Annotated in this window: 12 protein-coding genes; 7 read left to right on the top strand and 5 right to left on the bottom strand. The window is 58.4% G+C overall.

Features of this window, described 5'->3' with window-relative positions:
- Window positions 1-153: 153 nt before the first annotated feature.
- From ACR0LZ_RS12235 to hslO, 3 genes are read right to left on the bottom strand one after another with little or no spacing between them, the layout of a single operon-like run.
- Window positions 154-1,314, bottom strand: a complete 1,161-nt coding sequence (locus tag ACR0LZ_RS12235; RefSeq protein WP_480750089.1) for a CCA tRNA nucleotidyltransferase — start codon at window positions 1,312-1,314, stop codon at window positions 154-156.
- The gene (locus ACR0LZ_RS12230; protein ID WP_480750088.1) at window positions 1,311-1,907 is read right to left on the bottom strand and encodes a CoA pyrophosphatase; all 597 of its coding nucleotides are present in this window, start codon (window positions 1,905-1,907) and stop codon (window positions 1,311-1,313) included. Before ACR0LZ_RS12230 ends, ACR0LZ_RS12235 begins: the two co-directional genes overlap by 4 nt.
- On the bottom strand, window positions 1,900-2,886 hold the full coding sequence (hslO, locus tag ACR0LZ_RS12225; protein WP_480750087.1) for an Hsp33 family molecular chaperone HslO: 987 nt from the start codon (window positions 2,884-2,886) through the stop codon (window positions 1,900-1,902). Before hslO ends, ACR0LZ_RS12230 begins: the two co-directional genes overlap by 8 nt.
- 76 nt (window positions 2,887-2,962) lie before the next feature.
- Between hslO and ACR0LZ_RS12220 the strand changes: the two genes are divergently transcribed.
- Window positions 2,963-3,406, top strand: coding sequence for an NUDIX hydrolase (locus tag ACR0LZ_RS12220; RefSeq protein ID WP_480750086.1), 444 nt, complete (start codon window positions 2,963-2,965; stop codon window positions 3,404-3,406).
- 80 nt (window positions 3,407-3,486) lie between these two features.
- On the opposite strand, the gene ACR0LZ_RS12215 is transcribed toward ACR0LZ_RS12220, so the two are convergent.
- A complete protein-coding gene (locus ACR0LZ_RS12215; protein WP_480750085.1) occupies window positions 3,487-4,767 on the bottom strand; it encodes a PP2C family protein-serine/threonine phosphatase in 1,281 nt (426 codons plus the stop codon).
- A 138-nt stretch (window positions 4,768-4,905) separates the two neighbouring features.
- On the opposite strand from ACR0LZ_RS12215, the gene torT reads away from it, so the two are divergent.
- The gene (gene torT, locus ACR0LZ_RS12210) at window positions 4,906-5,610 is read left to right on the top strand and encodes a TMAO reductase system periplasmic protein TorT (protein WP_480750198.1); all 705 of its coding nucleotides are present in this window, start codon (window positions 4,906-4,908) and stop codon (window positions 5,608-5,610) included.
- A gap of 199 nt (window positions 5,611-5,809) precedes the next feature.
- Here the strand turns inward: torT and pepT are convergent, their stop codons facing one another.
- A complete protein-coding gene (gene pepT, locus ACR0LZ_RS12205; RefSeq protein WP_480750084.1) occupies window positions 5,810-7,045 on the bottom strand; it encodes a peptidase T in 1,236 nt (411 codons plus the stop codon).
- Window positions 7,046-7,212: 167 nt separating this feature from the next.
- Here pepT and ACR0LZ_RS12200 point away from each other — a divergent pair, with 167 nt between their 5' ends.
- The 5 genes from ACR0LZ_RS12200 (at window position 7,213) to hpaE (ending at window position 12,380) form a co-directional block, all read left to right on the top strand.
- The gene (locus ACR0LZ_RS12200) at window positions 7,213-8,298 is read left to right on the top strand and encodes a TRAP transporter substrate-binding protein (protein WP_480750083.1); all 1,086 of its coding nucleotides are present in this window, start codon (window positions 7,213-7,215) and stop codon (window positions 8,296-8,298) included.
- A 63-nt stretch (window positions 8,299-8,361) separates the two neighbouring features.
- Window positions 8,362-8,862 (top strand): TRAP transporter small permease subunit, encoded by a 501-nt coding sequence (locus tag ACR0LZ_RS12195; protein WP_480750082.1) that lies wholly within the window; start codon window positions 8,362-8,364, stop codon window positions 8,860-8,862.
- On the top strand, window positions 8,855-10,405 hold the full coding sequence (locus tag ACR0LZ_RS12190) for a TRAP transporter large permease (RefSeq protein ID WP_480750081.1): 1,551 nt from the start codon (window positions 8,855-8,857) through the stop codon (window positions 10,403-10,405). Before ACR0LZ_RS12195 ends, ACR0LZ_RS12190 begins: the two co-directional genes overlap by 8 nt.
- Before the next feature lie 80 nt (window positions 10,406-10,485).
- Window positions 10,486-10,875, top strand: a complete 390-nt coding sequence (locus ACR0LZ_RS12185; protein WP_480750080.1) for a 5-carboxymethyl-2-hydroxymuconate Delta-isomerase — start codon at window positions 10,486-10,488, stop codon at window positions 10,873-10,875.
- Window positions 10,872-12,380 carry a 5-carboxymethyl-2-hydroxymuconate semialdehyde dehydrogenase gene (gene hpaE, locus ACR0LZ_RS12180; RefSeq protein ID WP_480750079.1) on the top strand — a complete coding sequence of 503 codons (1,509 nt, stop codon included), beginning with the start codon at window positions 10,872-10,874 and terminating at the stop codon, window positions 12,378-12,380. The genes ACR0LZ_RS12185 and hpaE overlap by 4 nt, the downstream gene beginning before the upstream one ends.
- Window positions 12,381-12,402: the final 22 nt, after the last annotated feature.

The following is a 12,402-nucleotide window of genomic DNA, read 5'->3' as shown; positions in this document are numbered from 1 at the left end:
AATGCGAAACAAGGCAGTGTCGGAACACCACCCTCACGGGGTCGTTCGTTCCAGATTCAGGTGAACCAGATCCCGAAGTACATTCGCATTCCTCCATCCATGTGACAGGCGCACCCTAGCCGGAAAGATACCAGCCTGTCACCCCCTTAGGAACTATCGCGTCCGGGACAGTAACTCATCTCGCCCCAGCGTAAAACCTGAGTCGATCCAAACCGTCTCTAACTCGGCCAGTTTCGCGCCCAGCGCGGGGCCTTGGTAGTCAGGTATCAGATCCCGCGCCCTGATCGGAAACTGCGCATTCATTCCGGTTTTCAGCGCCTCATCCAGATCGGGTGTCCATGGCCGTTCCAGGAACGCGCATCTCAGCAGTAGGGCATTCATGCCGCCCTGCCACCCGTATCTGTACCCAAGTTCGGCCGGTGAAGCTGCATTTGTCGCCGCATCATGCATACGGGTCAGGCGCTGCATCTGCGCCTTGCTCAATCGCAGTGTCGACACCATCGCCTGTTGCCCCAGCCCCGCAAGACGCCTTACCGGATCTGGAGAAATCCCGGCCTGAGCTTCGATCGCCACGAGGGGCGCAAGCGCGCGATCATCCGCGCCAGGCAGCACGCGGCCCAAAACGCCAGTGATCCGCATTGCGGCAACCGAAGGCGCCGGATCGGGCGCAGCCAGAAGTTTCATCAATTCCGCTCCAACCCGCTCACGCGACAGCTTCTCCAAACCATCCAGAGCGCTTCCGATGGCCGACATTGCCTCGGGGTCGAAGCCCCCCTCCTCGTCGCCATACCAAGCATGAAACCGGAAATAGCGCAGAGAGCGCAAATAGTCCTCGCGAATACGATCCTCGGCTTTGCCAATAAATCTTACCCGTCGCGCCTGCAGGTCGCACAATCCTCCAAGCGGGTCGATAATGGTTCCATCGGGCCGCGCATAAAGCGCGTTCATGGTGAAATCGCGGCGTGCAGCGTCCTCTTCGACCGTATCGGAATAGGCCACTACAGCCCGGCGGCCATCAGTTTCCACGTCACGGCGAAAGGTGGTGACCTCATGTGGGATGCCGTTGCTTACCAGGGTCACGGTGCCGTGGTCGATACCGGTGGGAACCGCCTTGATCCCCGCAGCCTCTGCCAGGGCGACAACGCGTTCAGGCCTTGCGTCGGTGGCGATGTCGATATCGGCAACCGGCGCGCCCAGCAGAGCGTTGCGCACGCATCCCCCGACAAACAGGGCCTGTGCACCACCGCCAGTCAGCGCCGCACATACCTTTTGCGTTGCCGGATCATGCACCCACGCGTCAGTAATCCGCGTCATTCATTCACCCGTGCCGCCAGCCCCCGCAACATCCGTGCGGTTGCACCCCAGATGTAGTAGGGGCCGAACGGAACGGTGAAATAGTGCCGCCGCTGGCCCCGCCAACGCCGCGATTCTACAATGTAGTTCTGCGGATTCAACACATGGCTCAGCGGCACTGAAAACACCTCTTCAACCTCACCAGGCTCCGGAATCGGGTCGAACCCGCGCTCCAAAACCGCAACAACCGGAGTGACGGTGAACGACGTTACCGTTTCGTGCGCGGGCAGTTGCCCCAGAATACGCGGCAAATCGAGCGGCAACCCGATTTCTTCCTGCGCTTCTCGCAAGGCGGTGGCGGTGACGTCAACATCACCCTCATCCTGCTTGCCACCGGGAAAGGCGATCTGGCCGGGGTGATGCTTCAGGGCCGAAGACCGTTTCGTCAGGATTACGCGCGGGCCGTCGCCGATAAGAGACACAGGCACCAGAACTCCCGCAGGGCGCAACTTGCGCCCCTCAGGCAGAACCGTGTCCGGGTTCAAATCGAAATCGCTTGACCCGGGGCCCGGACGGCTAAGCGCCGCCAACAGCAGGTCGACCGCGTCACGCACCGGTATCCGGGTCCGCTTCGAAGCCGACCGTTGCAGGATCAAGCACATAATGCGCACCGCAAAACTGGCAATCTGCAGTCACAGTTCCTTCGGGCGTGGTCATCTTCGCGATATCCTTGGCCGAATAGATCGACAGGCTTTGCCGTACGCGTTCCTCGGAACAGGTACACCCGAACTTGACCGGTTGCGTGTCATAGACGCGCGGCTGTTCCTCGTGAAACAGGCGTACCAAAAGTTCGGTCGGCTGTACCGACGGGCCGATCAGCTCCAGATCTTCAACGGTATCGAGCAGGATGTTGACCCGGCTCCAGTTTTCACCCTCCTCGCCATCCACAAGGTCATCGGCACTCAGAATCTCACCCGACCCGCCGCCAGAGGCCACGAAGGGCGACGCCTTGGGCATGTGCTGCAACATGATCCCGCCGGCACGCCAATGTTCGTTCACGCCGGGCTCCATCGATCTGCCGAAACTCAGCGAGAAACGCGTCGGCAACTGCTCAGACTGGGCGAAGTAGGCCTCGGCGCAGGCGCTCAGCGAATCACCCGACAATGGCGTGATCCCCTGATAAGGCTGCGTACCTTTGCCCTGGTCGATCAGAATCGCGAAATACCCCTCGCCGACCTGATCGAAAGGCGCGCCCTCGCTCAGCCGATCACGGTCGAAACTGGCATAGGCCCGGATCTGCGCCGGTTCTCCCTCGATTTTCGGCGCATAGTAATCGGTCGCGATCATCCGCACTGGCCCCTTGGATTGCACCTGCAGCGACAACTTCCAGCGCAGCGCGATGGTCTGCCCGATCAACGCGGTCAGCAAGGCCATCTCGGCCACCAGCGCTTCGACCTGAACGGGATAGTCGTGCTGCTTCAGAATGCCGTCCAACACCCCGTCCAGCCGGGCCACCCGACCACGCATGTCAGGCAGGTCAAGCTGAAAGGGCAGGACAGTGTCGTCCCACGCGATTTTCGTTCCAAGAGACATGGGGTTTCCTTAAACGCCGCAGGTTGGCATACCGCCACCATATAAGTCGAACTGATTTGGTTGAAAGGGGCCATACATGATCAGGCGTTTCGGTGAAACCCCCGAACCGGGCAGGACATACACCCGCCGCGTCGGGGTTTATGCCTTGTTGCCGCGTGGCAATGCACTGTTGTTGACCTGTCAGATGGAACCCGGCCCCGACCTGCAACTGCCGGGCGGCGGTATCGATCCCGGAGAATCGCCAATCACCGCCCTGCATCGCGAAGTCTATGAGGAAACCGGCTGGGTGATCGCGACGCCCAAACGCGTCGGCGCCTTTCGACGTTTCGCCTACATGCCGGAATACGACCTGTGGGCCGAAAAAATCTGTCTGATCTACCGCGCCCGCCCCGTGCGCCGCATGGGTCCGCCAACCGAATCGTTTCACGAGCCTTTGTGGATGGAGGCGGACGAAGCCTCCTACCGTCTGGGCAACGCTGGCGACCGCCATTTCGCCGACTGGCACGCTCAGGGTTTCTGACCGGCGGGTATTCTGCTGCATTCTGGTTTATTATACCCAGAGTCGATTTCCCGAAGGGCAAAAGAGGCTACGCCTGTTTCCTATGGTTGCGGTACGCCGTTATACTCAAAAAATGCGGCTGAAACATCGTCATCCAGCCCGTGCTCGGGCGACATGACCTGGGTCAACCTCCAGAACAGATCGTCCAAGAATTCCTGCCCGCTCAGATCCGGCCCGCATTGCCGCACGAGATCCAGCAACCCTTCCGGCTCCAACATTCCGCCATTCTCCAGACGGCATTCCGTGAAGCCGTCCGAGTACAACAACAGCCTGTCACCGGGTTCCAGATAGGTTTCCACACGTTCATAGGTCACGTTCGGCAGCAACCCAATCGGAACGCCGCCTTCGCCAAGAAACTCTGCTTGTCCGTCGCGACGCAACACCAGAGGATGCGGATGGCCCGCCTGGACCATCTTCAGATGGCCATTCCTGAGATCGATGATAGCATAGGCCATGGTGAAATACTCCTCGACCCCGGTATCAGCGATCAGACGGGAATTGAGGGTTGCAGCCACCTCCTCGGGCGGCAGCAACGCATAGAAACGGTCAAACCGCTTTTCCATCGCTACGTTCTGGTCAAAATAAGTACTGGACAGATAGCCGCCCAACCGGGCCGTCATCATCGCCGAAGTGATCCCGTGCCCGGACACGTCGATGCTGTAAAACCCCAACCGGTTCACCCCCGGAGAAAACACGCCCACCAGATCCCCACCAATATGACCGCAAGGTTTGAGCAACAGGCTGACGCGCGACGTGCCAAATTCGCGAGTCAGCTCAGGCACCAGTGACTCCTGTATCTTTCGGGCCTGAATCAGATCTTTGTCGATGGCATCATGCGCCAGCCGCAACTCGCCCAGCGCCTTTTCAATGATGCGGTTCTTTTCGGACAATTCCCGCTGCATGCCCAGGATGCGGGCTCCTGCAGAGATACGGGCGCGCAGCTCATCCGCGCCCAGCGGCTTGATCAGGAAGTCATCCGCCCCTGCATCCAACCCCTGCGCCACTTCGTTCTTTTCGCTCTTTGAGGTCAACAGGATGAAATAGGCGTACTCCTCGTGCTCCAACGACCGGAACGCCTGACAAAACTCCAACCCGCTCATGCCGGGCATCACCCAGTCGCTGAGCACCAGATCGGGCGGGTTCTGGCGGCACACCGCGATCGCGGTTTCGCCACTGTCCGCCTCGATCACCTCGAAACCCCATTTTCTCAGAGAACCAACGAGAATGCGGCGTTGCAGGCGGCTGTCATCGACCACCAGAACCTTTCGAATTGCTCCGAATCCTTTCCCGGCCTGGGCTTCTGAATCCTTGATATTCAGCACCGAAAAAACCCCATTGCCTGCCTCAACTCGGATCGGGTTGAAACTAGGCGCCGCTATTTAACATATGATGAAACGCGATTGTGTCTGCGAAACGCCAAACCCCTTAACGGGTGTTGTCACGCTTGAGGTGTCGACGCAATCTTGGTCGGTGCGGTTACCTCCGATCATACTGACTTGACGACGGCTATCGCACAAGCCGCCGAGGATATCCCCGTATTCGGATTGGTAAATGAACTGCATGCTACGGCGCTCAGCGGGCGTATTGGTGTGGACTGGCAGGATATGTGGTATGCCGTCGGGAAGTATCTCGCGGAACGGCACAACACCGGGTCACCACCCAAGACCGCAGTAATTATCTCTGGACCCACCGAAGCTGGCTGGACCGGGCCATTGGATCAAGGGTTGCGCGATGGTCTTACCGAGAGCTCCGTTGACGTCATCGACGTTTTTGGGGCGGACACGGGGTTGCGCCAGCAACTGGCGCTCGTCGAAACCGCGCTCGCGCTCTACCCCGACATCGACTACTTGATCGGCAGGGCAGCGGCGGCTGAAGCCGCGATTGGTTTGTTCGCAAATTCTCGTGCACCAATGCAACCGCAACTGATCTCGACATACATCAGCCAGACCGTTCTGCGCGGCTTGATGAATAGCAGCGTTCTGGCAGTTCCTTTCGACGATCCCGAATTGCAGGGGGTCATGGCTCTTAATCAAGCGGTTTCGGTCCTGGCATCGGGTCGACCCGCCGGACTGGTCGGGCCGAAAATCACATTGCTTACAGCGTCCGACAATGATCTTGTCGATATCCGGATCTCTCCCTCTGAATACTTTCAGAGCATTCATTGATTCGCCCCGAAATATGCTTTTGCATAAATAGGAATTTGCTCGAACCAGTGTTTGGAACCCACCTGCTCACCAGGATTTTACGGCAGTTTCGGTTGTGTGGCAGACTGGCGAACCAAGCTGCAGATCGTATCGATCATTGCGCTCAGGTTTGAACGCGTTGACCTGGTGCAGCAAGGGCCGAGAGGCTGGCTGTGCGTCGTCACGAATCCGTGGCGGCAAGCTCGACCAGGGTCAGGCATAGGTTGGTCGCGACTGACATGTCCTGAACCGATATCCACTCCAGCGGGCCATGAATATTCTGCATTCCAGTGAACAAGTTTGGCGTCGGTACCCCAAGTTCGGTCAAACGCGAACCGTCCGTACCGCCTCGAATTGGAATCGAGACCGGTTCGACACCTATCCTGCGACTGGCGGCGCAGGCCAGGGCCACCGGCGTCATGTCTTTTTCCAGCCAATACCGCATATTGCGATATTGCGGCGTGACCTTGCATTCGATTTTTGCGCGTGGCTCCGAGCTTTGCACCGCTTCGCAGACCTGTCGCAAAAGTCGCCCCTTGGCCTCTAGGCCGTCAAGTTCGAAGTCGCGCAGGATCAGTTTGATTTTCATCTCCGACGATCCGCCGGTCATGTCGGTCGCATGGATGAACCCTTCTCGACCGTCGGTCACCTCTGGCGTCATTGTCGATTGTGGCAGCATCGAAACGATCTTGGATGCCAGATGTATTGCGTTGACCAGCTTTCCCTTGGCCCAGCCAGGATGGATCGACACGCCTGAAACTGTGATTTCTGCGGCATCGGCGGAAAAGCTTTCGTACTCGATTTCTCCGACATTGCTGCCGTCGAAAGTATATGCAAACTCGGCAGCCAGATCCTTCGGAAGCTGCTCGCCTACCCCGCGCCCGATTTCCTCGTCCGGAGTAAATGCGATACGAATGGGGCCATGGGGTATCTGCGGGTTCTTCAAAAGATGCCGCGCGGCGGTCATGATGATTGCGACGCCGGCCTTGTCATCCGCCCCCAGCAAAGTCGTACCCGACGCGGTGACAAGGTCATGCCCAACCTTTTCACCCAGAGCAGGACAATCGTCAGGGGACAAAATAAGTGAGGGATTGTCCGGAAAACTGATATCGCCACCATTGTAGCCTTTGATCACCCTTGGTTTGACCCCGCTGGCATTGAACTGCGGCGCCGTGTCGACATGGGCCAGAAACCCGATGGTCGGACCGGACGTCGTTGCCGGAATTGTTCCCAGAACAACACCATAGTCCGTCAACTCGACATCCTGAGCGCCCATTCCGGCAAGTTCGGCCAGCAGCAAACGCAAGACATCCAACTGAATGTCTGTACTGGGAGAGTTCGGTGATTCCGCATCGCTTTGGCTGTCGATGGCCGCATAACGGACAAGCCGGTCTTCAAGTTCCTGATCGAATTGCATCTTCGCCCCGCCTCCTTCTGCATTTCGCGAACAAGGCGCTTGGAGAGCAAACAAGTCAAGCCATGTCACTACGTGCGGGCAGACCCGCAACTAATCGTTGACGGAATTATGTCTATTCCTGAAAGTGAATATGGTACGCATAACAAGTATTGAACGGGGAGGAGACAATGAAACGCAGAGATTTTGTGAAAGCGGGTGTAACGGGCGTTGCGGCCACGGCATTGGCAAGCCCGGCGATTGCACAGGATATCCGGCAATGGAAGATGGTCACCGCGTGGCCCAAGAACCTGCCGGGGCCGGGCGTTGCTGCGCAGATGCTGGCGGATCGGATCACCAACCTGTCCGGCGGACGCATCGAAGTGAAACTGTTCGCCGCCGGAGAGCTGGTGCCGGGGCGCGGTGTGTTCGACGCGGTCTCGGAGGGGACGGCAGAGCTTTACCACGCGGTTCCAGCCTATTGGGGGTCCAAGTCCAAGGGCATCCTGTTGTTCGGGTCGCAGCCGTTTGGCCTCAGGGCCGACGAGCAATTCGGCTGGCTTTATCACGGTGGCGGTCAGGCCCTGTATGACGAAATGTACGGACGTTTCGGATTAAAGCCATTTCTGTGCGGCAACTCCGGCCCGCAATGGCAGGGCTGGTTCCGGGACGAAATCAATTCCGTCGATGATCTCAAGGGGCTCAAATTCCGCACCACCGGTCTTGCGTCCGAGATGTGCTCCAAGCTCGGCATGGCGGTGCAAGCCATGGGCGGGCGCGACATGTTTCAGGCGCTGCAGACCGGTGCGCTGGACGCCGGAGAGTTCATCGGCCCGTGGACGGACAGCGCGCTCGGCTTCTTCCAGGTTGCCAAGAACTATTACTGGCCGGGCGTGGGTGAGCCGTCTTCAGCGGAGGAATGTGCGGTCAATCTCGAGGTTTATTCTGGGCTGCCGGACGATTTGAAGCAGGCCGTCAGTTTTGCCTGCGAAAGCCTCTATAATCCGGTCTGGACCGAATACACCACCAAGCACGCACAGGCGCTTGCGGCCATGGTCGCAAACGAAGGGGTGCAGGTCAGGCAGCTTCCGGACGACGTGGTCGTTGCCATGGGTGTTGCCGCGGCAGAGGTCATGGAAGACCTTGCCAATGACGACGACGAACTGGTGCGCCGCATCACTCAGAACTTTGTAGATTACCGCGATTCTGTCGGGGCCTACATGACCTTTGCCGACAACGGGCAAATGAACGCCCGCGCAAGCGTTCTGGGCTATTGAGTCATCGGGCGATCAGCCTGAACCGATGCGTGAACATGCGCATCGGTTCTTTTTGAGGTGGTGATGAAAAGGCTCATCGAGACGCTTGACGGCATCAATCGTGCAACCGGTCTGGCGGTGCGCTGGTTCGCACTGGCAATGCTACTGATTCAATTTGCCATTGTCGTCGCGCGCTATGCCTTCGGTTTCAGCACTATCGCAACGCAAGAGTCAGTTCTTTATCTGCATTCAACCCTGTTCATGTTGGGGGCGGGTTACACGCTTTTGGTGGACGGTCACGTTCGGGTCGACATTTTCTATGCCAAGCTCGGGCCGACGGGCCGTCGGCGTATCGACCTTGCGGGGCATGTTTTCCTGCTTATGCCCGCGATGATCATGATCTTCTACTGGTCCTGGCCTGCGGTCCGAAATTCCTGGAAGATTATGGAAGGCCCGATCTCGGTCGGTGGGATCAAAGCAGTGTTTCTGCTGAAGTCATTGATACCGCTTTTCTGCGTCCTCGTCCTGCTTCAATCTGTGGCCTGCGTCCTGCGGCTTTTGGCGGAAAGGCCACGCGATGGCTGAATACCTGGACCTGATCATGTTCGCGGGGTTGGTCGCCGTCATCCTGTCTGGCTTTCCGGTGGCGTTCAGCATCGCAGGCACCGCCATTCTGTTTGCGCTGTTGGGGTGGGTCCTCGGCGTGATGGACCTGTCCCTGCTTGGCGCAATGTCGCAGCGTATCTATGGTCTTTTGACCAACAACGTCCTGATCGCGATTCCGCTCTTTGTTCTGATGGGAGCAGTCCTTGAGAAAAGCCGGATCGCCGAAGACATGCTGGACACGATGGGCCGATCCTTCGGGCAGCTCAGGGGCGGTTTGGGTATCTCGGTGGTGTTGGTCGGCATGCTTCTGGCCGCTTCGACGGGAATCGTGGGGGCGACAGTTGTCGCGATGGGGATGATCGCCCTGCCCTCCATGCTGCGGGCCGGGTATGATCCCCGTGTTGCGTCAGGCATCGTCTGTTCCGCCGGAACCCTGGGGCAGATCATCCCGCCCTCGACACTGTTGATCATCCTGTCTGACGTGGTGTCGAACGCCTATCAGCAAGCCCAGTATGAACTTGGCAAGTTTTCCATCGAAACCATCTCTGTCGGTCAGGTCTTTGCCTCGGCTCTGCTTCCCGGTCTGACAATGGTCGCCCTGTACATTCTATATATCCTTGCGCGCGGTATGCTTCGCCCGAACGATTTACCGCCATCGCCGGGAAATGGTCGCAAGCCTGATCTGAACGAAATATCTCGCGCGATCCTGCCCGCGTTCCTTCTCATTCTTGCAGTGTTGGGCGCAATCCTCAGCGGCATCGCATCACCGACCGAGGCAGCTTCGGTCGGCGGAATTGGCGCCGCGCTTCTGGCCGCGGAAAGAACTGGCGAGCGCAAGCGTCTGTTGTTTATTGGGGTTACCGCGCTGACCCTTTTGGCACTTGGCGCCGGCCTTTTTCCCGTTCGGTTTCAACGCAGTGACCTTACCGGATTCGAGGCTGGTGTCGGAATTGTCTATCTTGCCCTTGCCGTTGTCGGCGGTGTTTCCATCCTGTCGGCAGTCCGCTCGCTTACTGCACATAAGATCATTCAGCCTGCGCTGACGTCGACCTTGACGATGACCTCGATGATCTTCGCAACAATCTTGGCGGCCGGGGTTTTTTCACTCGTATTCATCGGGCTGGGCGGCGAAGACCGCGTGGCGGCTATTCTGCAGAAACTTCCGGGGGGCGCGAATGGCGCACTTCTTTTCTGCATGTTGTTTATCTTCATTCTCGGCTTCTTTCTGGATTTTGTCGAAATCTCAGTGATCGTACTGCCGCTTGTATTGCCGACCTTGATCGTCATGGGGCACGATCCGATCTGGCTGTCAGTTCTGATCGCAATCAATCTGCAAACATCGTTCCTGACGCCGCCTTTCGGCTTTTCGTTGTTCTACTTGCGGGGCGCAGCTCCACCCGAGGTGACAACCGCACATATCTATGCCGGAGTGGCGCCCTTCATCCTGCTGCAAGCCGTGGCGGTCGCAATCATCTGGTTCGTTCCGCAAATCGCCACAGTCCTGCCTGCCCTATTGTTCTGAACAAGCCCAAGCGGCTTGGTGCTGTAGACGGTTGACATTCTGCCAATTTTAGTTAACAAGTGAAGTAGTGAGGAGGTACTATGCCGCATTTCAACATCGAGTATTCCAGAAACCTGGAGCAGATCGTCGATATGGCGGCCCTGTGCAACACGCTTCGGCTGGCAGGGATTGAAACGGGTGTTTTTCCCCTGGCCGGGATAAGGGTGCGCGCCTTTGCCTGCGATTTCTGTTCGATCGCGGACGGTGATCCGAAACACGGGTTCATTGACATTTCCGTCCGTCTTCGTGCGGGCCGAACTTTGGATGTCAAGAAGGGCGCCACACATCGCATATTCGAGGCTGCCCAAGCGTTTCTTGCACCAGCCATGGCGCACCACTCGATCGCCCTGTCGCTGGAGATACGCGACATAGACCCGGACCTTTCTGCAAAGACCGGGACCATCCGGGACCATCTGGAGCACTCGCAATGACCGTATTGGACGACAACCTCGCGAAACTCGACAGCTACCTTTCCCGCTTTCGCGAAACCGGTATTCGCAACCGGATCGCAGGTCAGGATCGAAACGGGTCGGGTGGCGTGTTTCGGACTGTGTCTCCAGTCGACAAGTCAGTCATTTGCGATGTCGCCCACGGGACAGCCGCCGACATAGATGCGGCGGCCGTAGCTGCGGCAGGCGCGTTCGAAAGCTGGCGTGACATGGCCGCGACCGAGCGGCGGAAAATCCTGCTGAACATCGCGGAGTGTATCGAAGCGCGGGCCGAGGAAATCGCCCTTTGCGAATGCTGGGACACCGGTCAAACCCTTCGCTTCATGTCCAAGGCGGCGTTGCGCGGGGCCGAGAATTTCCGCTATTTCGCCGATCAGGTGGTGCAGGCCCGCGACGGCCAGCACTTGAAATCGTCCACGTTGATGAACATCACCACACGCGTGCCGATTGGCCCGGTCGGTGTCATCACACCGTGGAACACGCCGTTCATGCTGTCGACATGGAAAATCGCTCCGGCGCTGGCCGCAGGTTGCACTGTGGTTCACAAGCCCGCAGAGGCCAGTCCCCTGACCGCCCGCCTGCTGATCGAGATCGCTGAGGAGGCCGGCTTGCCGCCCGGCGTGCTGAACACCGTCAACGGCTTTGGCGAAGAGGCCGGGAAACGATTGACCGAGCACCCTCTGATCAAGGCCATCGCCTTTGTCGGCGAAAGCCGCACCGGGTCGATCATCACCAAACAGGGCGCGGATACGCTCAAACGGATGCACCTGGAACTTGGCGGTAAGAACCCGGTCATCGTCTTTGATGACGCCGATCTTGACCGCGCGCTGGACGCGGTGATCTTCATGATCTACTCGATCAATGGTGAGCGCTGTACGTCATCTTCACGTCTGTTGGTGCAGGACACCATCAAGGAGGAATTCGAGACCAGGCTGGTCGAACGCGTCAACACAATCAAGGTCGGCCATCCGCTCGACCCGACAACCGAAATCGGCCCGCTGGTGACCGAAGAACATTTCGAAAAGGTCACATCCTATTTTGACATCGCCAGATCAGACGGCGCGACCATCGCTGCGGGCGGAACCACCGTTGGCGACGAGGGTTTTTTCGTCCGCCCTACCCTCTTCACCAATGCAAGCAACAACATGCGTATTGCGCAAGAAGAGATCTTCGGCCCGGTCCTGACGTCAATACCCTTTTCGAGCGAAGAAGAAGCGCTGCACATTGCCAACGACACGCCCTATGGTCTGACAGGATATGTCTGGACCAACGACCTGACCCGCGCCCTGCGCTTTACCGACAGGCTCGAAGCAGGGATGATCTGGGTAAACTCGGAAAACGTCCGCCACTTGCCCACACCGTTCGGGGGGGTCAAGGCCAGTGGTATCGGCCGCGATGGCGGCGACTGGAGTTTTGAGTTTTACATGGAACAGAAGCATATCGGCTTCGCAACCGGCCAGCACAAGATCATGCGGCTGGGCGCCTGACTACCAGCGACACTTCGGGAGG

It is taken from the genome of Ruegeria sp. CI1 (assembly GCF_056536925.1).
Note: the sequence above shows the minus strand (reverse complement) of the source record. Positions and strands in the feature narration are given on the sequence as shown.